This is a genomic window from Acetobacterium sp., assembly GCF_041752335.1.
Lineage (GTDB): Bacteria > Bacillota > Clostridia > Eubacteriales > Eubacteriaceae > Acetobacterium.
Map to the genome: position 1 here is coordinate 24384 of NZ_JBGSHG010000135.1, position 23891 is coordinate 48274.

Annotated in this window: 19 protein-coding genes; 4 read left to right on the forward strand and 15 right to left on the reverse strand. The window is 49.5% G+C overall.

Annotated elements, in window-relative coordinates; all coding sequences use genetic code 11:
- Positions 1–119 precede the first annotated feature (119 nt).
- The 5 genes from ACEW8F_RS16530 to ACEW8F_RS16550 all read right to left on the reverse strand — a co-directional run bounded on the left by ACEW8F_RS16530 (position 120) and on the right by ACEW8F_RS16550 (position 5945).
- Positions 120–1337, reverse strand: a complete 1218-nt coding sequence (locus ACEW8F_RS16530; protein ID WP_373484564.1) for an aspartate aminotransferase family protein — start codon at positions 1335–1337, stop codon at positions 120–122.
- Between the two features lie 290 nt (positions 1338–1627).
- Positions 1628–2182: a helix-turn-helix domain-containing protein gene (locus tag ACEW8F_RS16535; RefSeq protein WP_373484565.1), complete on the reverse strand. Its 555-nt coding sequence runs from the start codon at positions 2180–2182 to the stop codon at positions 1628–1630.
- 106 nt (positions 2183–2288) lie between these two features.
- On the reverse strand, positions 2289–3407 hold the full coding sequence (locus tag ACEW8F_RS16540) for a 4-hydroxybutyrate dehydrogenase (protein WP_373484566.1): 1119 nt from the start codon (positions 3405–3407) through the stop codon (positions 2289–2291).
- Between the two features lie 54 nt (positions 3408–3461).
- Positions 3462–4814, reverse strand: coding sequence for an aspartate aminotransferase family protein (locus ACEW8F_RS16545; RefSeq protein WP_373484567.1), 1353 nt, complete (start codon positions 4812–4814; stop codon positions 3462–3464).
- 324 nt (positions 4815–5138) lie between these two features.
- Positions 5139–5945, reverse strand: a complete 807-nt coding sequence (locus ACEW8F_RS16550) for a tryptophan-rich sensory protein (RefSeq protein WP_373484568.1) — start codon at positions 5943–5945, stop codon at positions 5139–5141.
- A 227-nt stretch (positions 5946–6172) separates the two neighbouring features.
- Here ACEW8F_RS16550 and ACEW8F_RS16555 point away from each other — a divergent pair, with 227 nt between their 5' ends.
- Entirely contained in the window at positions 6173–7306 is a 1134-nt protein-coding gene (locus ACEW8F_RS16555) for a PucR family transcriptional regulator (RefSeq protein WP_373484569.1), read from the forward strand.
- Positions 7307–7424: 118 nt separating this feature from the next.
- Positions 7425–8612, forward strand: coding sequence for a diaminopropionate ammonia-lyase (locus ACEW8F_RS16560; RefSeq protein ID WP_373484570.1), 1188 nt, complete (start codon positions 7425–7427; stop codon positions 8610–8612).
- 99 nt (positions 8613–8711) lie between these two features.
- On the opposite strand, the gene ACEW8F_RS16565 is transcribed toward ACEW8F_RS16560, so the two are convergent.
- The 3 genes from ACEW8F_RS16565 to ACEW8F_RS16575 all read right to left on the reverse strand — a co-directional run bounded on the left by ACEW8F_RS16565 (position 8712) and on the right by ACEW8F_RS16575 (position 12709).
- Complete coding sequence (locus ACEW8F_RS16565; RefSeq protein ID WP_373484571.1) at positions 8712–10835, reverse strand: amino acid permease; 2124 nt, start codon at positions 10833–10835, stop codon at positions 8712–8714.
- 232 nt (positions 10836–11067) lie between these two features.
- A complete protein-coding gene (locus tag ACEW8F_RS16570) occupies positions 11068–11946 on the reverse strand; it encodes a mechanosensitive ion channel family protein (RefSeq protein WP_373484572.1) in 879 nt (292 codons plus the stop codon).
- 127 nt (positions 11947–12073) lie between these two features.
- A complete protein-coding gene (locus ACEW8F_RS16575; protein ID WP_373484573.1) occupies positions 12074–12709 on the reverse strand; it encodes a DUF2179 domain-containing protein in 636 nt (211 codons plus the stop codon).
- Positions 12710–13394: 685 nt separating this feature from the next.
- On the opposite strand from ACEW8F_RS16575, the gene ablA reads away from it, so the two are divergent.
- Together ablA and ablB are read left to right on the forward strand one after the other, a co-directional pair.
- Positions 13395–14720 (forward strand): lysine 2,3-aminomutase, encoded by a 1326-nt coding sequence (ablA, locus tag ACEW8F_RS16580; protein WP_373484574.1) that lies wholly within the window; start codon positions 13395–13397, stop codon positions 14718–14720.
- A gap of 1 nt (position 14721) precedes the next feature.
- A complete protein-coding gene (gene ablB, locus ACEW8F_RS16585) occupies positions 14722–15603 on the forward strand; it encodes a putative beta-lysine N-acetyltransferase (RefSeq protein WP_373484575.1) in 882 nt (293 codons plus the stop codon).
- 46 nt (positions 15604–15649) lie between these two features.
- Here the strand turns inward: ablB and rffA are convergent, their stop codons facing one another.
- The 7 genes from rffA to ACEW8F_RS16620 form a co-directional block, all read right to left on the reverse strand.
- Entirely contained in the window at positions 15650–16783 is a 1134-nt protein-coding gene (rffA, locus tag ACEW8F_RS16590) for a dTDP-4-amino-4,6-dideoxygalactose transaminase (RefSeq protein WP_373484609.1), read from the reverse strand.
- Between the two features lie 55 nt (positions 16784–16838).
- Positions 16839–17609, reverse strand: coding sequence for an ABC transporter ATP-binding protein (locus ACEW8F_RS16595; protein WP_373484576.1), 771 nt, complete (start codon positions 17607–17609; stop codon positions 16839–16841).
- 26 nt (positions 17610–17635) lie between these two features.
- Positions 17636–18679 (reverse strand): ABC transporter substrate-binding protein, encoded by a 1044-nt coding sequence (locus ACEW8F_RS16600; RefSeq protein WP_373484577.1) that lies wholly within the window; start codon positions 18677–18679, stop codon positions 17636–17638.
- Positions 18680–18864: 185 nt separating this feature from the next.
- On the reverse strand, positions 18865–19650 hold the full coding sequence (locus ACEW8F_RS16605; RefSeq protein ID WP_373484578.1) for an ABC transporter permease: 786 nt from the start codon (positions 19648–19650) through the stop codon (positions 18865–18867).
- Between the two features lie 124 nt (positions 19651–19774).
- Complete coding sequence (locus tag ACEW8F_RS16610) at positions 19775–21472, reverse strand: FAD-dependent oxidoreductase (RefSeq protein WP_373484579.1); 1698 nt, start codon at positions 21470–21472, stop codon at positions 19775–19777.
- Between the two features lie 64 nt (positions 21473–21536).
- On the reverse strand, positions 21537–22826 hold the full coding sequence (locus ACEW8F_RS16615) for a YeeE/YedE family protein (protein ID WP_373484580.1): 1290 nt from the start codon (positions 22824–22826) through the stop codon (positions 21537–21539).
- A gap of 77 nt (positions 22827–22903) precedes the next feature.
- Entirely contained in the window at positions 22904–23833 is a 930-nt protein-coding gene (locus tag ACEW8F_RS16620) for a rhodanese-like domain-containing protein (RefSeq protein ID WP_373484581.1), read from the reverse strand.
- Between the last annotated feature and the right edge of the window lie 58 nt (positions 23834–23891).

Below are 23891 nucleotides of genomic sequence, written 5' to 3' on the forward strand. Positions count from 1 at the left end.
TTACAATAATTACGTATTTCAATAAAAAAATGGGGTCCTTACCAGCCGCTTGCTGCCGGTCTGATTGATCAGACCGGCAGCCGTTCAGCTGTAAAAACCCCATTGTTTAAAAACTTTATTTAGTTAACCAGTTCCTTAACGGTTTCTTCGATAATCCCATAGGCCTTGTCGCAGTCTTCTTTGGAGACGATCAGAGGCGGGATCATGCGGATGATGTTTTTGCCGATGGCCGTGATCAGCAGTTTTTTCTCCAGCACGCCATGTTTGATATCAACGCCGGAGACGCCGTCTTCAAATTCAACCCCGATTAGCAGGCCCTGACCGCGGACTTCCTTGACCTTGGGCAGACCTTTTAATTGTTCCATAAAGTAGGCCCCCATTTCCCGGGCATTGCCGGCCAGGTCGCGATCCAGCAGCTCGGTAATCTGGGCCAGGGAGGCAGCGGTAGAAACCGGATGGCCACCGTAGGTGGTGCCGTGAGAACCCATGGTAAAGGATTTAGCGACCTCAGCGGTAGCACAGATGGCGCCGATGGGCATGCCCCCACCCATGGCCTTGGCCATCGAGACGATATCTGGTTTGATGCCGTAATGCATGTAGGACATAATCGCCCCGGTACGGCACCAGCCGGTCTGGACCTCATCCAGTAATAAGAGCAAACCTTTTTCATCACAGAGAGCCCGAAGTCCTTCCATAAACGTCATTGTTGCTGGATGGACTCCCCCTTCCCCCTGGACCGGTTCGACGAGGATCGCGATGGTATTGTCGTTGACGGCATCTTTAAATGACTGCAGGTTATTAAATTCAGCATAGCTAAAACCTGGCGTCATATCACCAAAGCCGATCTGGCAGGCATTATCCGGCTGGCCGGTGGCACTCATGGCACCGAAGGTCCGGCCATGAAAGGACATTTTGGCGGTCACAATGTTATAGCGCTGCGGCCCGTAGGTTTCGACCCCATATTTTCGGGCCATTTTGATCATCGCTTCATTGGATTCAGCGCCGGAGTTCTGGAAAAAGATCTTGTCCATGCCAATGCTGGTGCAGATCTTTTCAGCCAGCAGCACCTGGGGGATGGTGTAGGGATAGTTGAAGGTGTGAATCACATCGGCGACCTGATCCTGAACTGCGGCCACCACCTTTTCATTGCAGTTGCCGGTGCTGTTCACTGCGATGCCGGCATAAAAATCCAGGTAGGCCTCGCCATTTTCATCATAAATATACATATCTTTGGCTGTCTCCGCGATAAAATCAAATCGCTCGTAGGTTTCAATCATATAGGTGTCAACTTTTTGTTTTAATTCCTCTTTTGTAAGTCCGGTGTCTTTCAGTTTCATTCCAAATTTCCTTTCCTGATTCCTTAAACTATAGTGTCGCAGTTCTGACAAACCTCATCGTTTGTCGGATAAAACAAAAAAAAACGCCGGAACATGAACCATCATGTTTCGAACGCCTTCGTTCTGTCAATTGACAAGTACAATATAACACGTGTGCATTATATTGTCAATAGAACCAGTAAATATATTTAATTATTTTATAAAACCCCTTTTTATAAGGATTCAACACAATAAAAAAATACTTATTGTGCATTATATTGTTTTTTTTAAATGACGGATCACCGCTACAACTACTGTTTAAAGACAAACACAATTAAAAATTTCAGCTTCTCACGGCCCTTATTCCAATAGGTGTGCTTCATGGCGGTTTCAAAACTGAGGGCATCTGCTTTTTTGACCTGATAACAGGAATTGTCGATTTCCAGGGTCAGTTCGCCGGCGTGCACGACAATGTACTCGCTGGTTCCTTGACCATGGGCCCCGCTGACATAACAGGCCCCGGGTTCAATTTCAACGGCATAGATTTCAAATTTCCGGTTTTTTTCATAGGGAAAATAGGTGTAGACCGCATAATGACCGGGCACCTCTTTGGAGGCAATCAGTTTTTCCCGGTTAACCTGATAAACCCCAATCCCCGGGGTCCGGGTCAGATCAGAAAGATCCACCCGCAGCCCGCTGACGATCTTGCCCAGGGTACCAATGGTGGGATTGGCCTCCCCCCGTTCAATCTGCCCCAGCATGCTTTTGCTGACCCCGGTCTGTTCGGCCACCTCATCCATGCTCATGCCCTTTTCTTTTCGTATTGCTTTTAAATTAATTGAAATATTCTTATTTAAGTAATCCATCCTCTTCGCCTCGTCTTTCTTAAGGCTAAGTTTAACTTAACAGCCAGGCAAAATCAACGGTTACCTAAAAATCTTTGTCGGTACGGCAGCTGCGCACAAAAAGTTGCTAATACAGCTGCTCATAAATTGCCAGTACCTGATCCCGGGCCAGGGGCACATAGTTGTTGGCCATCAGCCGGGTTTGTTTGGTCATCACGGCTTCGGTAAAAGTGCCCAGATCGGCCGGGGTGACACCATAGTCCCGAAGGGCTTTTTTAGGCAGGATGTGATTGAGGAGCGCTTCAATTTCTTCGTAAACAGCAGTGGCTTCACAGCCCAGCAGGCCGGCCAGGAAAAGATTCAGCCCGGTGATGCTGCCGTCGGGATCAAGGGCCTGATAGGTTTTGTAAACAGCCGTAAACAGGGCATAGTTGGCCTCGCCGTGGGGCACATGGTAAACTGCCCCGAGGGGGTAACTCATGGCATGAACGGCGGCACAGCCGGCATTGCCAAAACTGATGCCGGCAAAGGTTGAAGCAATCATAAAGTCTTTCAGCAGCGGTTTGCGGGCTTCTGCACCCGCTGCGGCAATGGCCTGATAGCCAGTGATGATCATTTTCATGGCCTGTTTCGAATACAGTCGGGTAAAGGCACTGGCCTTGGGAGAGGTGTAGGATTCGATGGCATGAATAAAGGCATCAATGGAACTGGTGGCAAAGACGCTCATCGGCAGATCGTTTAGCAGTTCCGGTACCAGTACCGCATAATCGGCATAAAGTTCATCCACCGCCAAACCAAATTTTGAATGGATGGCGGTGAGTTCCAGAATCGAAATATTAGTGACCTCGCTGCCGGTGCCGCAGGTGGTGGGAATCAAAATCAGCTCCTTGTCTTTGCTGATTTCCAGTTCTTTATTAAACAGCTCCACCACTGGCACAGTATTTTTCAGGGCAAACAGCTTGGCCACATCCAATATTGTGCCACCGCCGATGCCGAACACCCGCTTATACTGATAGTCTTTGATATCGGCAAAAATCGCTTCCACCATCACATCGGTGGGCTCGCCCCGCACGTATTTCCGGTAGTTGACCCGATAGGCTTCAGCGCTGATGGTGTCTTTGAAATACTGCTCATTGGTTCGGTCACTGATAAAAACCAGATCTCCCGCACCGATCTGAAAATGCTCTCCCACTTCATGACAGTGTTCAAATTCGAGGATCTTCGGGGTAATTCCAAATTGTTTCATTGTCTTTCCTTTCTGGCTGGTCATTCGTTTATTACATAGCCAATTAATAAGGGTTTACACACATTTGATGATGGCTTTTTCAAAAATATCCAGACCGGCGGCAAGCTGCTCGTCGGTGATCACCAGGGGGGCCAGGAAGCGGATCACGTTGCCGTAGACCCCGGCGCTTTCGATGATCAGGCCCTTCTGGACGGCTTCATTGACAATGGCTGCTACCAGTTCCGGGTCCGGGGCTTTGGTGGTCCGGTCTTTGACAAATTCAATCCCAATCATCGCACCCAGCCCCCGGACATCGCCAATCACGGCGTAGCGTTCCTGCCAGCTGTTAAAGCGGTCCATGGCGATGGTGCCGATTTCCCGGGCCCGTTCATCGAGGCGGTCGCGCTGCATGATTTCAATGACCTTCAGGGCTGCGGCGCAGGCCACCGGATTGCCGCAATAGGTGCCGCCAATGGTGCCGCCTTTAACCGCTTCCATAATTTCGGTCCGGGCGGTGATGGCACTTAGTGGCAGTCCGGCGGCGATGGATTTGGCGGTGGTAATAATATCCGGCTCCACCCCGACCTCCTGCCAGTACTGGCTTGCAAACATCTTGCCGGTGCGGCAGAAGCCCGTTTGCACCTCATCGGCCATTAGCAGAATGCCATGGTCATCACAAATTTTACGGACAGCCTGGATCCATTCCAGCGGGGCTGGAATAAAACCGCCCTCGCCCTGGAGGGGTTCCACCACAATCGCCGCCACGTGTTCAGCCGGTGACGCTTCTTCAAAGACTTTCAGAATGCTGTCGGTGTAATAGGCAATGGCGTCTTCCGACTTCATCCCCGCCGGATTCCGATACAAATAGGGAAACTGGGCCCGATAAATGCCATCCGGGAAGGGTCCCAGGCCATGGGCATAGGCTTTTTTTGAGGTCATCGTCATGGTCAGCATGGTGCGGCCGTGAAAGGCTCCGGAAAAAACAATAATATTGGGGCGTCCGGTATAGGCTTTGGCAATTTTAACCGCATTTTCATCGGCTTCCGCGCCACTGTTAGCAAAAAAGGTCTTCTTTTTCGCACCCCGCACCGGCACCATGGCGTTCATGGTTTCGGCCAGCGCCACGTAGCCCTCATGGGTGACAATATTGAACATCCCATGAAAATACTGTTCGGTCTGGGCTTTTACGGCGGCTACAATTTCCGGATGGGAATAGCCGATGTTTAACACCCCGACCCCGCCGACCCAGTCGACAAAGTGATTGCCGTCAACATCTTCGACCATCGCGCCGGCACCTTTCTCGATCACCAGGGGATAAACACATTTGATGGCGCCGGGAATGGCCTCGCCGCGGCGGGCAATGATGGCTGCCGCCTTAGGCCCGGGCAGCTGTTTGGTAATTATTTCAGGTAAGGCATTTTTTAACATTTTATTCTCCTTATTTCTTGGCTGTCTGGCTCATTGTAAAACGCCCTTGTCAAAGCACCCTTGCTTTGCCTGGGGTTCTGCAAAAAAAAACAAGACCGGGAAGTGACTTCCTTGTCTTGTTCTTGGTCTCATTATAGCACAATGAATCCCCACTGCAATGGCCAGCCAGCCTAAATAATTCGACCTGCTTTGTGCTGAGTAAACAAGGGCCTCCGACACCCCCAAGGCCAATCAAAAAGCCGGATTCCCTAGCGCTGTTACAGCGCTGGGCCTCCGGCCCCTCTTTTTAACCATTGCTTGATTGGTTTTTAAACTGCGTCCGGCTCACAAGGCGTCAACCTGATCCGCTTTAACCACCGGCATCAAGCGGAAACCATTCAAATACAGCTGGATTCCCGTCATCACCACCAGCAGCACCATGCCGGCGATAGCCACCATGGCCAGGTTGGGATAGGCTCCCTGGAAGCCCTCGGCGCTATTTAAAGACTGGTAAATGCCAAAATATCCCCAGGCCACCGGTATCGGCAGAATCGCATTTTTGGTAACCAGGGTCACCCCCACCGTGACAATCACCGCCACGATTAGGATGATCATCCCCCAGACATCGGCGGCAATCCCCAAGCCCTGCCAGTCGATCGAGACCAGCCAGGAGGAAATGTTGACCACCGTGGCGATCAGCAGCCAGCCGGTATACATCCCAAAAGCCGCCGGCAACAACCACTGATTGCCGGTCTGGATCTTTTTTAATTGGAGGATCAGCAGGGTCAGGGTGATGGCAAAGGCCAAAATCACCAGCGCCGAGACACCAATCAGGTTAAAGGAAAAAATAACAATCCAGAGCATATTCAGGCCACTGGACAGCCAGAACAGCTTACTGATGGCATCAATGGCCTGGCCATAATAATCATCCTTGTTCTTAATAATCATCACCACGGCAGCCCCAATTAATAGAGCATAAATCACACTCCAGATACTGAAGGTTGACGGCGCCGGAGTAATCAGGGTGCCATTCATATCCGAAATATCCCGCTGGGACATGCCATTGAAAACTCCAAAGGCCCCAAAACTGTTTACTACCAGGGTCCCGATTAACAGGATCATCCCAATCCAGGCCTGTGTAAGTCGATTCATAAAATTCACCTCTTCTGTCTTATTTTCTGCAAGATTATATTATTTTTTGCAAGATAATTTTTTTATACCCCTTTTTTAAGCGAATATTGAATCAATCCGATTTATTTTTAAATTTTATTTTCCTTCTTTTATTAAAACTTCGATTTGATCAACCTTGTGCTGGACAGCCAAAGACCCTTTTAGTATACTGGACAAAACACCCGCTAACATTTCAAATGAGGTAATTTATGTCGATCATTTTAGCCGATTTATACCAGGCCACCCAAAACACCTATCAGCTCCAGCTACTGGCCGGAGCCGCTGGCCTGCAGCGACCCATCGATTGGGTGCAGTTTACCGAGGACATCGCCACCATTGATTTTTTAAAAGGCCGTGAGCTGATTATCACCACCGGCATGAGTGGGGATTCCGGGGTCTGGCTTTATGAGTTTATCACCCGGCTGATCGCCCAAAAAAGCGCCGGGCTGATTCTCAATACCGGCCGCTATCTGTTTGCCGAAGCCATTCCGGCGGAAGTCATCGCCTTATGCACCGAGCATCAATTCCCGCTTTTTGCCATGCCCTGGAAAATCCATCTGGCGACGATCATGCAGGACTACTGCAACCGCATCTTTGCCCAGTCCTATCAGGAAGACCGCACCACCATGGCCTTTTCCCGGCTGCTGCTGCACCCCGACGAACCGGAAGCCAGCATCGACACCCTGAACAGCCTGGGTTATGAAACCGACCTTCCCTATCAGGTGATGGTGGCTGCCGCCCCGGAAATCCCCGCCCGGCTGATGGAGCGGCTGCGCCAGATCGGCCCCCGCTGCTATCATTTCCGGCTCCGGGAGGCCTTTGTCTTTGTTTTTCAGAAGCCCGACAGCGCCGCCCTTCAAACCGCCCTCACCGACTTTGCGGCCATCCCCTCAGCCCATCCGGCTGTCCCGGTTTCTTTTGGCATCGGTACTCCGGCGGACTCCCTGGCCAGCCTCCACCACAGTTATCAGCAGGGTCTTTTTGCCCTGAAAACGGTGCCGCAGGGAAATCGCCACCATCAGTTTTTTAATGATCTGGGACTGTTCAAGCTCTTTTTCGCAGTTCCCGATCCGGCCATCCTGGCCAGTCTGGCGGCGGACAGCCTGAGTCGGCTGGAAGCCCATGATGCCCGCAACCAATCCCACCTGACCGAAACCCTGCGGCTTTATATCGAACATGATGGCAGCATTCAGGCCGTGGCCGAGGCCAGCTTCAGCCACCGCAACACCATCAACTATCGGATGAAAAAAATCCGTCAGCTGTTACATATGGATCTGATTACCATGGAAGAAAAGTTCGCGCTGGCCCTGGCCTTTAAAATCAAAGCCTATCTGTCCCTCTGACCCGGCCTGGCTGACACCAGCGGTTAACTTACCTCTCACGACTGCGGTAGACTTCAACCAGACCGATAGCGGCTTTACCAGCTACAATTTTTGCCAATTAAATTTAAAGGAGTCTCATATGAAACCACCGATTACCATCATCCCCGGCGCCGCCCAGGGCCAGGCCGTCACCCCGCTGCTGGCCCCGGCGGCCGTGGCCGCGGTCCGTCGCTTCCATCAATCCCTGCCCGACTATCAGCCGACGCCGCTGGTGTCCCTGCCCGGACTGGCCCGAAAACTGGGTGTCGCTAATATTTTTGTCAAGGACGAGTCCCAGCGCTTTGGCCTTAACGCCTTTAAAGGCCTGGGGGCCTCCTACGCCATGGCCACCATCCTGGCCGCTTATCTTCAGCTCAGCGGCGATCCGTTGGACTATGCGATGCTGACGGCCCCGGCGGTGCGCCAGCAGATCCAAACGCTTACCTTTATCACCGCCACCGACGGCAACCACGGCAAGGGGGTGGCCTGGGCCGCCGCCCTGTTCGGCTGTCGGGCCATCGTGCTGATGCCCCGGGGCACTAAGCCCTGCCGGGCCGAGGCGATCCGGGCCATCAACGGTACCCGGGTGGAGATCACCGACCTGAATTACGACGATGCCGTCCGCCAGGCAGCCCAGCTGGCCGACGAAAACGGCTATCTGCTGATTCAGGACACCGGTCTGGCCGGCTACGAGGCGATCCCCAATGCCATTACCCAGGGTTATACTACCATGGCGGCGGAAGCCCTGGAGCAATTGTATGATCGCGGTATTGCCAAACCCAGCCATGTATTTTTGCAGGCTGGAGTCGGCTCCATGGCCGGCGGGGTGCTGGGTTATCTGGCCCATTATTACGATCAAGCGCCGCCGCTGACCACGATTGTGGAACCGGACACGGTGGCCTGTATTTACAAATCCGTCGCCCAGGGTAATGGCCAGCCCCTGGCCGTGGGCGGCCATCCCGAAACGATTATGGCCGGCTTAAACTGCGGCGAACCCAACCCCCTGACCTGGCCAATTTTGCGGGATTATGCCAGTTTCTATGCCCGCTGCCCGGACTGGGTCGCCGAGCTGGGGATGCAGACCCTGGCCCACCCCCAAACTTCAGATCCGGCCATCGTCGCCGGCGAATCCGGAGCGGTCAGTCTGGGCCTGCTGGTTGCTTTGTCTCAAGACCAAAACCTGACCAGCCTGAAAGCGCAGCTCCAGCTAGACTATAACTCCACCATCCTGCTCTTCAACACCGAGGGCAATACCGATCCCGAGGGCTATCAGGCCATTGTTGGTTAGCCCGCCCAGAGGATCACAAAAAGACGCCAACCCAACGGCTGGCGCCTTTTTTATTCTTCACAATTATTTAATGAACTGACTCGGCTAGACGCGCGGCCATCAGGCCAGGATATTCTCAAATCCACCCGAAGCCACAAACAAGACGCTACCAGGGGCCGTATCGAGAATCTTAAGAATATCCTCATATTTTCCGGGCATCCCTAAAATCGTCAGGTCGGCTGTTTCGGTCTTGAGTAGTTCATAAAAATTGCCGTTTAAGACTTTGATCTGGGTGTTGCCTGGCAAACGGGCCGCTTCAATGAAATTGGTCAGTTCTTTTTCAACCTTGACCTTCTTACTTTCGTGGCCAACCGCCCGATACAAGGTAATATCAGCCCGTAAGTTATTCATCAGTTTAAGGGCACTTAAAACCGCTAAATCATTATTGCGGCTTTTTTCCCGCAGCCAGATATTGATCTTTTGCTCCGAACCCAAACCAAATTTGGGATGCAGCCACAGACACATGACCGATATTCGGGTATGCTTCAAATCATTGATCAGCACCTTGAAGCGATCTCTTTTCTCGGGGTCATCACTGATGGTCAGCAAGACCATATTGGGGGGCAGAAAGCTGTTTTCAAAGCACTGCAGGGCCTGAACGATCATTTTGTCAAAACGATCGGATTGGACAAAGACCTTCTGAACAAAAATATGTTCTGTCAAAATTGGTGCCAGCACCTCATCGATGGCCTCTTTCTGGCTTTCATCCATGGTTGTTTCGGGGAAGATGGTCATATAATAAAGGCGGCCCGAGCGATAAACCAGATTGCGGACAAAGCGCGCAATGCGGCGGAAATCTTCCGGGGATTCTACCGGTATGGCCACTGCCGGCTTCCACAGCCGGGGATGAAAGGGCGTCTTCATGATCCGCTGGGCCGCCCATTCGGTCAGGGCGACAAAGACACCGCTACGGACATCGCCAAAGGGCGACACCAGATTTTTCCGTTTTAACACTGAGTAAATGACAATGATGGTGACAATCGTAATCCCGGTAAAGAGGGCATTGATTAAGAGCATCACCGCTAAACAGCCCAGAGTTCCCAGTAAGGGCACCAGAATCGACATCGCCATGGTCGGTCGGAAGCTGGAAATCCCAGTCCCCTGTTCAATCAGCACCACCAGGTTGATCATCAGATAGGTGGTCAGGAAAAACATCGTCAACAGCACGGCCAAACTGTTAAGATTCCCCAGCACAATCACCACCAGAGAAATCGCCGAGGAAATTAAAATGGCATTCAGCGGTTCGCCCTTTTTCGTTTTTTTTGCAAAAAATGTCCCCAAGGGGATCACCCGGTCCTCAGCCAGGGCCGCCAGGGTTCGCGGGGCACTGACTAATGTCGATAAGGCCGAGGATAAAACCGCCCCCATGACCCCGGCAATAATCAGAAAATCAAAGCGGGCCAGTTTAAAGATAATCATGGTATCAGACAGCAACAAGTCCGCCGTCGCCTGACGGGCAAACCAGACTGCCAGAAGCATATAAACCACAAAACCGGTGACTACTGCCGCAATGGTTCCTTTAATAATACTTTTGCCGGGGTTTTCCAGATCGCCGGACATGGTCGCCCCGGTTAAGATCCCGGTTACGGCCGGGAAAAAGATGGCGAAGGTGGCCCAGAAACTGGCGTCAGCCATGGAACCACTAAGCACCATGGGACCGTCATTTAAACTGGGGCCAATCAAAAAAGAGACAATTGACAAAACTACCGCTGCCAGGATAAAATACTGCACCCGAAAAGCCAGTTTGGTCGAGATAATTGACACCGCCGTCAAGACTGCCCAAACAATCATCCCGACAATTATAAACGAGTGACTGGGAAAAAAGGTGACCCACAGCTCACTGAATCCGGCAATGTAAAAGGCGACCGAAATAGCCTGTGAAAAATAAAGCGGGATCCCAATGGCCCCCCCCATCTCCATCCCCAGCGAGCGGGCAATAATGGCGTAGGCGCCACCGGCACCAATTTTTATATTGGTCAACATCGACGACATCGACAGTGTCGTTGTGGCGGTGATGACATGGGCCAGGACAATGATGGCCAGCGCTCCCCATAGCCCGACGTTACCAACCACCCAGCCCAGACGGAGGTACATAATCACGCCCAGAATGGTCAGCAGGGTTGGGACATAGACCCCTTCTAAGGTATTCAGGCCCTTAGTATTGGCCTTTAATTTTTTTTTCAAGTTAATGATCCTTTCATAAGGCGAATTCTTTCTCACAACTAGTCACTTTAATAAATCAGAGACTCTTGTTTATTGGCATTTTTGCATAAGATTGCCCTTCTGTCAAGATAAAATGCCGCTGCTTTTCGATTCCATTTTGTGATGGTAAGCAGCCAGCTTTTTTTTGTAATAACGACCAAAAATCCTTCTCAAGAGGTCTTAAAGGGAGCACGGTATTGAACTTAAAAAGTCCTCAAATAATATGCCTGCGGGTGGGATAAGCCAATTCGATTTGCGGCGTGTCGGCAACCAGTTTAAGGACGTCTTCCCAGATAAAATTATTGGTATCCCGCCGTTGTTTGGGCAGACAAAGGTATCTTAAGGTCAATTCGACCCCACTTTCTTTAACATCGGTATAAACAATGGGGGTCAGATTATTGTAGAGAATCATATATTTTCTGGCCGTCGATTTAATTTGTTCGGCTGCTTCTTCGGTAAAGTGCAGGGCATGATGATTGACTATTTCCGTCAGCTTCTGTTTGGCTAATTCCCAGTCACTTTCAAAGGTAATTAAAACGGCTATCTCATTCCAGATATACATAAACCCTTTGGTGTAATTAACCGTCGGGTAAGTAAAAACAAAATGGTTGGGAATATCGACAATGCGGCCGGTACTTTGTTCCCCCACGTGGACATCGGTCACTTCCATTAGCGAAAACTGAAATAAGCGGATATCGATGACGTCGCCGCGGCTATCATTAATTAAGATCCGTTGCCCGATTTCAAAGGGCTTTCTGATCATAATAAAAAACCAGGCCGCGATATTGGCAAAGAGATCTTTTAAGGCAATCGCAATCCCCGCCGATAATAAACCGATGTAAGTGGCAATATAGGCAGTGTTTCGGGCCCATAAAACCCATAGAATAATCAAATAAACAATTGAAAAAGTGTAATAAATCCGTTTTCTGAAAACATGATAGCGGGAATTATCATCGATGTAACGAAACAACAGGCGATTGATAATGGTCACCAGCAGAATCGTGATGATTAACCAACCGATTGAGTAGATTATGGTCAGGGTGTGATTATTTTCAGTAAAATAGCTCAATATATCGTTCATTATTTCATTCATTGTTCTCTCCAAATTTCTATTGCTAGTTTCCAGATTTAATCTTGGCATTAAATTCCATTAAACTGTGACATCTTCCGATCTGATTAACAACCATGCCTTTCTGATTTAATTACATTGCAACCCCATCCTATCCTTCAAACCAGTCATTTTTCAGCGTCTCGGTTTCATTTCTGATTTCGGCGACGGTTTTCTCAAGCACACTTTTAACTTCCTTTTCAGCCTGACCGGCCCGCTGTAGCTTTCTTTTGATCCGCCCATTCATCATTTCCGTCAGATAACCGCCGCGAAACATTTTCGGTTCAAACGACATGATAAATGCCTGGGGCTCGTATTGATCAATGAGTTTCAACAGACTCTTTTGCGATTTACGCCGGGTCAGAATATCGAGATTAGTGCGTTTTCCAAATTTACCTTCTCCACAATAGACCGTTACGCCATAGCCTTCGTTTCGCAATACGTCAATCAGGGTGGGATTTTCCTCTTCAATATTCACCTGGATACTGGTAAAGCCGATGGCCAACTTTTGTTCAATGTAAATCCCCAGGGTCAGCCCGGCAGCAAAGCCAACAGCATAAACAACCATCTCCAGTATGCTTTGCTCCCCGGAAAGAACCATGGCCAGACCAAAAATATAAATCAGGGCTTCCATAAATCCAAACAAGCCGGTTAATACCTTTAAGTTTTTAACCATGCAAATGGTTCGCAGGGTTAACATCGGCACATACAATAATTGTACAAAGATAATTAATAATAGTCGTGTCATCACTACTCCTTCATAAAAAATGTTTTATAACTTTTGTCAAAATGCCATTGGCTGCGTAATATTAAACCAACGGTCAAAATTATTTGGACTTTCTCCATTGTATCAGAAAAACACCATGATATGAAGGGTGTTCAATTGAAAACCCTTGCGTTTAGCTTGCTGTCGTGCTGCTTGATGATAACAGCACCGTTGTAATCACTGCGCCTGAAAGGAGCTTTCTTTTAAAAAACCTTTAATGAAATCCATTTTACTTGACAAAATAGCTTTTCGTTGTTATTATAGTTAACAAAAACGAACAAACATTATGTGAAGTATATGTATTGAGTAATTTTATTTGTGAGCTTGTTTACGTATTGATCTGAATGTGGAAATAAGTAAGCTGATTATTAAACCGATGAAATTTACATGGAAAAACATCCTGGATGGAACTGGGGCTTGTATAGGATCATCATGGTCATATACTATACTATTCTGACTGATTCGAAGGTATTAGTCATGATGAATGGTATAAGGTGAGTTATCTTTAGCGAAACCTATGCACTCTAACTCTGTGAACACAGAGTTAGAGTGCTTTTTTTATAAGCAAAATTATACCGCGCAGACACTCTCTGCAGCCAAAGCACCGATTGTTCGTTTTTTTTATTGCACCATTACCGATAATAAGATGTATCTGAAAGGAACAAAAATGCAAGAAGCAATCAAATTAACACAGCACCACCTGAATACCGACCAATCCTCACATGATTTAATGGATAAATGGACCGATTGGCGCTGGCAGCTTAAGCATACCATTCGCAAAGTCGAAACGGTTGAAAAAATAATGGGCATACAGTTCTCTGATCAACAAAAAAAAGAGATTAATGCGACCATTGATAAATTCCCGATGGCCATCACCCCTTACTATTTATCCTTAATCGATGATGATGATTTTGAAACCGATCCGGTTTTTAAACAATGTTTTCCCAGCATTGATGAATTACAGCTCTCGCCCATTGATATGGAAGATCCCCTCCATGAGGACAAAGATAGTCCCGTCAGTGGCATTACCCATCGTTATCCGGATCGGGTGCTTTTTCACGTCAGTAATGTCTGTGCGATGTATTGCCGTCATTGCACCCGCAAAAGAAAGGTCGGTGATGTAGACTCCGTCCCTTCTGCTGAAATGATTCAAGCCGGCGTTGACTATATCAAGAATACCCCCACCGTCCGCGACGTTCTGCTTTCCGGCGGCGATCCCTTCCTCTTGTCCGATGAAAAGCTCGATGAGATCCTCAGTCTGATTGCCGCCATTCCCCATGTTGAAGTAATCCGGATTGGGACCCGGACGCCAGTGGTGCTGCCCTATCGGATTACCGATAAACTGATTCAGGTGCTGAGTAAATATGACAATCTGTGGATCAACACCCACTACAATCACCCCCGGGAAATGACTAAAACCTCAATTGCCGCGCTCAAAAAACTGACTGGCATCGGAATTCCCGTCGGCAATCAGTCAGTCCTGTTAAGAGACGTCAATGACTGTCCCCAGATAATGAAAAAACTGGTTCATAAACTGGTGGCCAACCGGGTTCGACCCTACTATTTATATCAATGTGACTTATCCGAAGGGTTGGAACATTTTCGCACCAATGTCGGCAAGGGCATTGAAATCATGGAAAGCCTCCGCGGTCATACCAGCGGCTTCGCCATTCCCACCTATGTCATTGATGCCCCCGGCGGTGGCGGAAAAATCCCGGTGATGCCCAACTATCTGATTTCCTGGTCCACCAACAAGGTCATTTTGCGAAATTATGAAGGTGTCATCACCACCTATCAGATGCCCGACCGCTATGAACACAACACCTGCGATTTAGACTGTCTCAATTGCAAGCTGCAATTAAAATTAAACAGCGAAGAAAGTGACCGCAAGCCGATTGGTATCTCCAAACTTCTGTGCGATTATGAAGAAACCATAACCCTGGTTCCGGAAAATCTTGAACGTGATCAAAGAAATGGCGGTGAGGAGGGCTAATATGTGTGATATCATTGAATCTTACGGTAATAGTCTGATTCAACATGGAAAAAACAGCAATCGCATTTATGTCATGAAATGTGCCCGCGCCGAAGCGGAAGCGACCGCTCTGATCACCCAGCTAAACCAACTGGCTCGTGATCACAACTATTCTAAAATTATTGCCAAGATTCCGGCCGCGCTCAATCCGCTTTTTACCGCTGCCGGCTATCAAGTGGAAGCCGATATCCCCGGTTTTTATCAGGGCCGTGAAAACTGTCAGTTATTGGGCAAGTATTTCTGCCCGCTCCGGGAAAATTCTGCCAACCACCGCGATTTAAAAAAAGTATTGGATCAAGCCATCGCCAAACAAAACACCCCGGTCATCAAAGCCCTGCCTCCGAAGTTCACCATCCGGCTCTTGCAGGAAACCGATATACCGACTCTGGCGCAGCTCTACAGCAAGGTTTTTAAGAGCTATCCCTTCCCGATTTTTGAGTCCACCTATCTGCGGGAAACGATGGCCGAGCATGTCCTCTACTATGGCGTCTTTGACGAAGAGCGCCTGGTGGCCGTTTCTTCCAGCGAAACCGACCCCGACAATTTAAATGCGGAAATGACCGATTTTGCGGTCTTGCCAGCTTATCGCGGTCATCAGCTGGCTCTTCATTTACTAAAAGAAATGGAAAGCCACATGATTGCCACTGGCTATCGGCTGCTCTATACCATTGCCCGAGCGGCCTCCAACGGCATGAATACCACCTTTGCCCGGGCTCATTATCATTACGGCGGCACCCTTATCAATAACACGCAGATTTCCGGTTCCATCGAGTCCATGAATATCTGGTATAAAGAACTGACCCAGCCGCAAGCAGGACGAAAAAATAAATCGGCGCCAAACTGATTACAAGCCCTTGATTGATCTTCAATCAAGGGCTTGTACATTTTCTTCAGCGCTGATAAAAGGCCTCGATCCGGGCCACTACCGTGGCCAGCTGGGCTTCGGTAAGGCTATAAAAGAGGGGCAGCCGCAACAGCCGCAGACTTTCGCTGGTGGTGTACAAATCATTACCATGAAAGCGGCCATATTTTTGACCGCCTGGGGTTTGGTGCAGGGGGGTATAGTGAAAGACGGTGTTAATCTGATCACGCTTAAGCCAGTCAATCAGTGCATCCCGCTCCCGCTGGTCGGCGGTTTTAAGATAAAACAGATGGCCGTTATGGGTGCAATGTTTTGGCACCACCGGCAGTTCAATACAGCCGGCTGCCGCCAGCGGCGTTAACTGCTGATAGTACCCCTGCCACAGGCGCAGCCGCTGGGCATTGACTATTTCGGCGGCTTCCAGCTGGGCCAGCAGATGGGCGGCACCCAGTTCACTGGGTAAATAGGAGGACCCCAACTCGACCCAGGAATATTTGTCCACCCGGCCGGCCAGAAAATCATGGCGGTTAGTGCCCTTATCGCGGATAATCGTGGCCGGCTCCAGTAGCTCCGCGCGATTAATCAGCAGCGCGCCCCCTTCCCCCATGGTATAGTTTTTGGTTTCATGGAAGCTGTAACAGCCCAGATCACCAATGCTTCCCAGGGCTTTATTTTTATAGCTGGCCATCAGGCCCTGAGCCGCATCCTCCACCACCAGCAGCTCGTGGCGGCTGGCAATGGCCATAATCGCATCCATCTCACAGCCGACGCCACCATAATGAACCGGCACAATCACCTTCGTCCGGGGCGTGATGGCAGCTTCAATCAGGGTTTCGTCGATGTTCAGGGTGTCCGGCCGGATATCCACAAAAACGATGGTGGCACCCCGGAGGGCAAAGGCATTGGCGGTGGTCACAAAGGTGAAGGCCGGCATGATCACCTCATCCCCGGGTTTGATGCCGGCCAGTAGGGCCGTCATTTCCAGGGCCGCAGTACCGGAGCTCGTTAAAAAAGCCCCGGGGACCTGGGCGTTGTGACCCAACCAGTCCGAACAGGCTTTTGTAAAAGGGCCATCCCCGCTAACCTGATGATTTTTGGAGATGGCTGTCTCAATATATTTCATTTCAGTTCCCAAACACAGGGGGATATTAAATGGTATCATCGTCATTTCCTCTTTTGTCTTAATCTGGTCAATGATCGGGTCCGTGAGGGGTGATTTAAACATCGATCAAATCCAGGATTTCTTCGCGCCGGGCCAGATAGTCAGCATCGACGTGAACCCGGCCGGTACGTTCATCAACCCGGTCACAAAAATCGACGGCAAATTCCTGGATAATGGTACCAGGACTTTTAGACATCACTAGCAGCCGGGTACCCAGGGACAGGGCCTCGTCAACATCGTGGGTGATCATAAAAATGGTGTTCTGATCTTCTTTCCAGATTTTTCGAACCAGTTGCTGCATGTGAATCCGGGTCAGGGCATCCAGCGCCCCAAAGGGTTCATCGAGCAGCAAAATCGCCGGCTCATTAGCCAGCGCCCGGGCCAGTGCCACCCGCTGTTTCATGCCCCCGGACAGCTGAAAAGGCGGCTGATCGGCCACCTCCAGCAAATGCACCTGTTCTAGATAATGAGTGGCAATCCGGTTGATCTCCTCAGCCGGCAGGCCCTTTATTTTCGGGCCAAACTCGATATTTTTGCGGACGCTCATCCAGGGATAAAGGGAGGCCGACTGAAACACCACCCCCCGCTGCCGATCCGGGCCGGCAACCGGCTGGCCCTGCATTAAAAAGGTGCCCTCACTGGGCAGGGTAAAGCCGGCAATCACGTTAAGCAGGGTACTTTTGCCGCAGCCCGAGGGCCCCAGCACACAGATAAAATCATGCTGATTGATCTTCAGATTCACCCCGTCCAGGGCGCGAACCGATTCATTTTCGGTGGGGTAATCCACGGTTAAATTGTCTATCTCGATAATCAGCGCATTATTCATCTGAGTCCATCCTTATTCTTATGACATTATTCTAGTGACATTTCGATATAGCTTGAATTGATAAAGGCATCAAATTCTTCCTGGCTGGGCGAATTGTCAATCGATTTCTGACTCTGCAGAAAATCGGCAGTATCCTTCATGATTTTGGAAAAATTCCCGGGCTTCCCGGCGGATCCCATATAATCGGCACTCAGCTGTTCTGCCGGCGTCAGCCAGATTGATCCGGTCATCTGCATCAAGGCATTCTCAGCGGTAATGCCCAGTTCGGCGGCCACCGCCGCAGCCGCTTCCGGGGGATTGCTGCGGTAGAGATCCCCACCTTCACTGAGGCATTTGACAAAGCCGGCCACCAGTTCGGGATATTGGGCGGAAAATTCTTTGCGAACCAGACAGACATTGGCAGTAACATAACCTTTTTCGGCCATATCGGCACTGCTGACCAGAATGCTGCCATTTTGGGTCAGATCACCCAGGGTCGGCTGCCAGCTATAGGCGGCATTAATATCGCCCCGCTCCCAGGCGGCGACAATTTCTGAGGTCTGCATATCCAATAACTGCACCTGATTTTCAATCCCCGCCTCTTTTAAATAATTCAGCAAGCTGTAATGGGCGGTGCTGGCAAAGGGGGTGGCAATCTTCTGACCCACCAGATCTTCGGCCTTGGTAATATTGGCGCCGTTCTTCACTGCCAGCCCCTCAATTTCCCCCAATACCTCATGAATCCAGATCAGTTCCACATCAATCCCCCGGGACAGGGCAATGATGCCATTGGTATTACCCATGGTGGCAAAATCGATACTGCCTGAAGCCAGGGCCTTGTTGGCATCGACCCCGGAGTCAAAGACGATAAACTCATAGGGCACGCCCAGCTCATTGAAATAGCCATCAAAAACGGCCCTGGTCTTACTGACCATCTCATCATTGGGTACCCGCAGATAACCGATATTGACCTTCTTCGGCAGGCTGCCCTCAGCACTCTGATTTTGACAGCCGCTAAACAGCCCCATCGCCACAACCACCGCTGCCAGCACTGCCAGCACCCACACCTTTTTCGTTAATGCTCTTTTCATTTTCATTCCTCCTATTGGTAGCCCTTTTACTTCAGATCAAATAGTAAGCGTCTTCAATAGATAACCCAGTACCGACAATTGTTACATCATGTTGTACGCATCGGAGCGGACACGGCATCGCCTGTCCGATTCCGCAGCGAACAACAGATTAACAATTGGTCGGTACGGTAGTCTGACGCCACCCTTTATTGGTAGCCCTTCCAGAAAACAATTTTCTTTTCCAGGGCTTTCAGCCCCTGATCAATCAGTACCCCCGAAATCCCCATGATAATGATCCCCACAAAGATGACGCTGCTTTTTAAATACCGGGAAGCATCAATGACCATCCAGCCCAGACCCGAGGTGGCGGCAATCATCTCTGCTGACACCAGGGTGGTATAGGCCACCCCCACCGCCGTCCGGATACTGGTGAAAATATCCGGCAGGCAGGCCGGAAAAACAATTTGAAAAAACAAGTCCTTGCCATTGGCTCCCAGCGACTTGGCACTGAGCAGATACTCCACCCGAATACTGGACACCGCCGCGACACAGGCGATATAAATAGGCGCAAAAGCCGCCAGATACAAAAGCGTGATCTTCGACGATTCATCAATCCCCAGCCACAGAATCAGTACCACATAATAAGCCAGCGGCGGCAGCGGCCGGTAAAACTGAACGATGGAATCAACAACCGCCCCGACCCGGCTGAAATAGCCGCTGAATAATCCCAGCGGTACCGCCGTAACAATGGCCAGCACCGAGGCGATAAAAAGCCGCAGCATACTGATACCCAGATGTTCCCAGATGCTGATGCCATTGTAGCCCTCTTTGACAATCGAAATAAAAGTCTGGATCACTTCCCCGGGGGATGGCACAATCAGGTGCGAAACCAGATTGAAGCGGGTAATAAGAAACCAGACCAGGAAAATAAAGGCCCAGGTCAAGAGCGTCAGCAGCCGATGGTTTTTGTTAAAATCCTTCATATTCGGCATACTTCCTCCTGATTCCCGGGCCTTTAGCCTGTTGTTTATGATCGGTTTGCCGTACCAATCGCCTGTTGATCGATTTAAGCCTGATGATCGCAATCGGATCATCAGACTTTTTTATAGTGCTATCTTAACAAAAATTATAGTCGGTTACAATGGGTTTACGGTTCTTTGTCTTGTCGTTGAAATATTCATAGGTACTGATTCCCAGGAATGACCCGGAAATGTTAAAGACCTGGTCGTAACCCAGCTGTCCCAGAGCCCGGACCATGTTGTAGCTACGCTGGGCACTACGGCAATGGATGTAAACCGGTTGATCTTTGGGTATCTCAGCCAGTCGCTGACGGAATTCACTAAGCGGTATATTCACGGCATTGATCAGGTGACTTTCTTGATATTCATCGGGTTCTCGGGCATCAATGATAAAGGCATTGCTTTCCACCAGTTCCCGAACTGCGGTTACCGGTACCTGGCGGTATTCACCGTTGAGAAGATTCAAGGCCACCATGGCAGCAAAATTAACCGGATCCTTGGCGGTACTGAAAGCCGGTGCATAGCAGAGTTCCAGCTCCTTGAGGTCTTCCAGGGTTGCGCCCATGGAAATCATCCCGGCGACTACATCCACCCGTTTGGTGGCATTACCGCGGCTGACGGCCTGAGCTCCGATGACCTTGCCGGTGGGTACTTCATAGACCAGTTTGAAAAAGAAGGGATGGGAATCCGGCATGATGCCGACGATATCCCCGGGGATCAGATAAACCATGTCATGGGGAATGCCGCATCGTTTGGCCATGGCTTCCGTTAAGCCGGTGGAAGCCACATTCATTTCAAAGATCTTGATACAGGAGGATCCAATAACCCCATTATTCCGGGTCGGAATCCCATAGAGATGATCAGCGGCGGCGCGGGCCTGTTTCTGGGCTGGACCGGCCAGAGCCAGTTTGGTTTTCTTGTGGGTCAGCTGATGATAAACTTCAACGGCATCACCCACCGCATAGATATTGGGATCACTGGTCTGATAATGGTGATTGACCAGAATCGCCCCGGTTTCGCCAATTTCGAGGCCGGTTTCCTGGGCCAGTCGGGTATCCGGAGTGACGCCGATGGCCATGATCACAGCCTGGGCGGGCAGGGTTTGGCCCGATTCCAGCACGACGGAATCATCGTTAATGGTGGCGATGGCATCTTCCAGAACTAACTGAATATCATTATCGATCAGCTCTTTATGAAGAATCTGGACCATATCATAATCCAGGGTGCACATGATCTGTTCCGCTTTTTCAACCAGGGTGACATTAAAGCCGTTTTCAGCAAGTTTTAAATTCTCAGCCACTTCGACCCCAATAAAACCGCCGCCGACAACGATCACATCCTTAACCCCATTCTGGACAAATTTATTGATCTTATCTATATCTACCACATTTTTTACCGAAAAAACATGGTCTTTGTCATAACCTGAAATTTTGGGAACAATCGGGTTGGCCCCCGGTGCCATAAAGAGGGTATCATAGGATTCTTCATATTCTTTTCCCGTCAACAGTTCTTTGATCTGCACGGTTTTCTGCCCAGGATTTATTCCCACTACTTCCTGTCTGACACGGGCATTAATATTATATTGTTTTTTAAAGACATCCGGTGTCATCAACACCAGATCCTCACTGTTTTCAATCATCCCACTGAGGTGATTGGGCAGGCAACAATTCGAAAAAGATACGTTTGGTCCTTTTTCAAACATGATAATCTCGGCCGCTTCATCCAATCTTCTTATTCGCGCCGCTACTGAAGCACCTCCAGCAACGCCGCCGATAATAACTACTTTTTTTCCCATTTGTCTGCTCCTTATATGTAGAATTTTTGCATTTGCGAAGTGTCGTGAGCTTTGTGCTCAGTTTCTATTGCTGATGTCGATCTGGTGGAATAATATTGACCTTGCCGGCAAAGACTTTCAGGGCAAAAAATCCGCCCAGGCCCAGGGTCAGGAAGAATCCCCATCCGGACAGGGAGAAATTGGCAATCCCGGAGAATAAGGCCCCGATATTACAGCCGCCAGCCAGTCGGGCGCCAAAGCCCATTAAAAAACCGCCGATCAGGTAATAAATAACATCCTTTAATTTAAAGTGCCGGTCAAAGGCAAGCTGACCAGCCAATAAGAAGGCGATCGCTGCGCCCAGAATAATACCGATATTTCGCAGCGAGCCGGGATCATTTAAGATTCCCCCGTTGGCCGCAGCCACCGCATCGGCAAACACCGGCGAGCTAAACTGGACACCGAACAGCTGGAAAAAGGCCACGCCCCAGGTTGTCAATGGTCCGGTTACGCCCCAGCTATGTCCGGTACTCACCAGAATAAAGGCAAACATGATGGCCAGCAGAATCCCACCGGTCATAAAACTCCAGCGCTGGACAAATATCTTATGGAAGGTAGCATAGCTGAAAAGTTTAGATGGTTTCTGTTTTGGAATTGGTAATTCCTGGTCTTCATAAACGGTTTCTTCAAAATATCCTTCTTTTTTACGGAAGTTTTCATATTTACGGACGATCAGATAGAGTCCCACCAGTACCAGCACCGAGACGACCACAGCCCCCACATAACCGATGACGTCCGGCAGATAAAGCTTCATCCCAATCTGGCCGATGGCGGAATTGTTTAAAGCATCCTGAGCCATCAGTCCGGGAATTGAACCCAGCACAAAGGTAGTCAAAGCGATCATGGCCCGACCGGCCCCTTCACCCAAATCACTGAGGGTTCCCGAAGCACAGCCACCGGCCAGCATCATCCCGATACCAAAGATGAAACCGCCCAATAGAATGGAGATGTTTAAAAACTTGACGGAACTGAGTCCCGGCGCATCGATACCCATCATCGTCGCCGACCACTGAATCCCGGCGGCGAACACCATCGAAAGCGCAAACATCACCAGCAACGCCTTACTGAGGCTGCCTTCGCCGGTGACATAGATCCGTTTGAAGCCACCGGCAAAACCGTAGCGGGAGCGGGTTAAGATATAGCCCAGAGCTAACCCCGTTATCAGAAACAGGGGCAATCGCTGATCCACATTACTTTTAAAAGCTGCAAAAATGGCAATTGTAATTATTAAGGCCAGTCCGATATACGGTTGTATTCTTTTCTTTTGATCGAGTTCCAGTGTTTTAGGCAGGTCGACGCGATTCGAAATATCCATTATTTTTCCCTCCATTCAGGTTTAAATAAACATGAAGTGGCAATTTGCCACTTCATGTCAGGTGTTCAAATAGTTAATTAATTCGTTACCAGTGGGTAACCTTTGTTTGTCCAACCAGAGGTCCCGGTGGCAGCCGTTCCAGCTCCGGAGTTCAGCGATACCGCATCATAACCCAGTAACCGTAAGCCCGCTACCGTCTGGCCAGCGGTTTGACCGGTGTAACAGTAAACGATAATGGTTTTGTCCATTGGCAGGCTTTCAAACTGTGTTTCCATGCCCTTGCCAAAAGGAATATTGGTGGCGCCTTCAATATGGCCCTTGTCATAATCTTCGACTTTTCTGACGTCCAAGAAGGTAATGGTTTCGTCTTTGGCGTCCATAGCCGCTTTGGCATCTTCTTCAGTAATTTTGTAATTGGCAAATTTAGTATCCTTCACATCTGTCAAACCAGCATAGTAAGCAACGACGGCTTCCTGAATATCGGGATCAATTTCAGTCTTGACGGCATCGTCAAAGGCGTTTGGTGTCGTTTCAATCACAGCGTCGACCCCTTCAACCTTGGAAATCCCCAGGTTGTAACCCAGATTAACTGATTTGGTCTCAAATCCAGCCAGATTCAAAAGCATTACGGTTTGTCCAGCGGTCTGTCCGGTGACACAATAAATCATCACAGGCTTGTCAGTTGGGATCTTGTTCAGATTATCAGCCAGGTTAGGACCCCATGGCATACTAAGGGCGCCTTTGACATGTCCCTGAGCATAAGCGTCAGCACTACGGATATCGATGATGGTCATTGCTTCGCCGGCTTTTACCTTATCGATAAAGGCAACCTGATCAATCTTGTTGATGTCTTCCGGCATATTGGCAAAATACTCATTGGTAGCAGTGACGACAACGTTAGGTTCTTCAGTTTTGGTTGATGTTGTGGTTGCCGGGGTACAGGCACTGACCACCATCATGGTAGCGATTAAGGCCATTAAAACTAAAATACGACTTCTTTTTAACATTTTTCTTTTCCTCCAGATCGTTAATTATTTAATTAACAACATTGTAACCGATAGTCAA

Excerpts from the sequence above, each read along its gene's own strand:
- ACEW8F_RS16530 (WP_373484564.1), bottom strand. The coding sequence starts at position 1,337 with ATGAAACTGAAAGACACCGGACTTACAAAAGAGGAATTAAAACAAAAA.
- ACEW8F_RS16535 (WP_373484565.1), bottom strand. The coding sequence starts at position 2,182 with ATGGATTACTTAAATAAGAATATTTCAATTAATTTAAAAGCAATACGA.
- ACEW8F_RS16540 (WP_373484566.1), bottom strand. The coding sequence starts at position 3,407 with ATGAAACAATTTGGAATTACCCCGAAGATCCTCGAATTTGAACACTGT.
- ACEW8F_RS16545 (WP_373484567.1), bottom strand. The coding sequence starts at position 4,814 with ATGTTAAAAAATGCCTTACCTGAAATAATTACCAAACAGCTGCCCGGG.
- ACEW8F_RS16550 (WP_373484568.1), bottom strand. The coding sequence starts at position 5,945 with ATGAATCGACTTACACAGGCCTGGATTGGGATGATCCTGTTAATCGGG.
- ACEW8F_RS16555 (WP_373484569.1), top strand. The coding sequence starts at position 6,173 with ATGTCGATCATTTTAGCCGATTTATACCAGGCCACCCAAAACACCTAT.
- ACEW8F_RS16560 (WP_373484570.1), top strand. The coding sequence starts at position 7,425 with ATGAAACCACCGATTACCATCATCCCCGGCGCCGCCCAGGGCCAGGCC.
- ACEW8F_RS16570 (WP_373484572.1), bottom strand. The coding sequence starts at position 11,946 with ATGAATGAAATAATGAACGATATATTGAGCTATTTTACTGAAAATAAT.
- ACEW8F_RS16575 (WP_373484573.1), bottom strand. The coding sequence starts at position 12,709 with ATGACACGACTATTATTAATTATCTTTGTACAATTATTGTATGTGCCG.
- ablA (WP_373484574.1), top strand. The coding sequence starts at position 13,395 with ATGCAAGAAGCAATCAAATTAACACAGCACCACCTGAATACCGACCAA.
- ablB (WP_373484575.1), top strand. The coding sequence starts at position 14,722 with ATGTGTGATATCATTGAATCTTACGGTAATAGTCTGATTCAACATGGA.
- rffA (WP_373484609.1), bottom strand. The coding sequence starts at position 16,783 with ATGATACCATTTAATATCCCCCTGTGTTTGGGAACTGAAATGAAATAT.
- ACEW8F_RS16595 (WP_373484576.1), bottom strand. The coding sequence starts at position 17,609 with ATGAATAATGCGCTGATTATCGAGATAGACAATTTAACCGTGGATTAC.
- ACEW8F_RS16600 (WP_373484577.1), bottom strand. The coding sequence starts at position 18,679 with ATGAAAAGAGCATTAACGAAAAAGGTGTGGGTGCTGGCAGTGCTGGCA.
- ACEW8F_RS16605 (WP_373484578.1), bottom strand. The coding sequence starts at position 19,650 with ATGCCGAATATGAAGGATTTTAACAAAAACCATCGGCTGCTGACGCTC.
- ACEW8F_RS16610 (WP_373484579.1), bottom strand. The coding sequence starts at position 21,472 with ATGGGAAAAAAAGTAGTTATTATCGGCGGCGTTGCTGGAGGTGCTTCA.
- ACEW8F_RS16615 (WP_373484580.1), bottom strand. The coding sequence starts at position 22,826 with ATGGATATTTCGAATCGCGTCGACCTGCCTAAAACACTGGAACTCGAT.
- ACEW8F_RS16620 (WP_373484581.1), bottom strand. The coding sequence starts at position 23,833 with ATGTTAAAAAGAAGTCGTATTTTAGTTTTAATGGCCTTAATCGCTACC.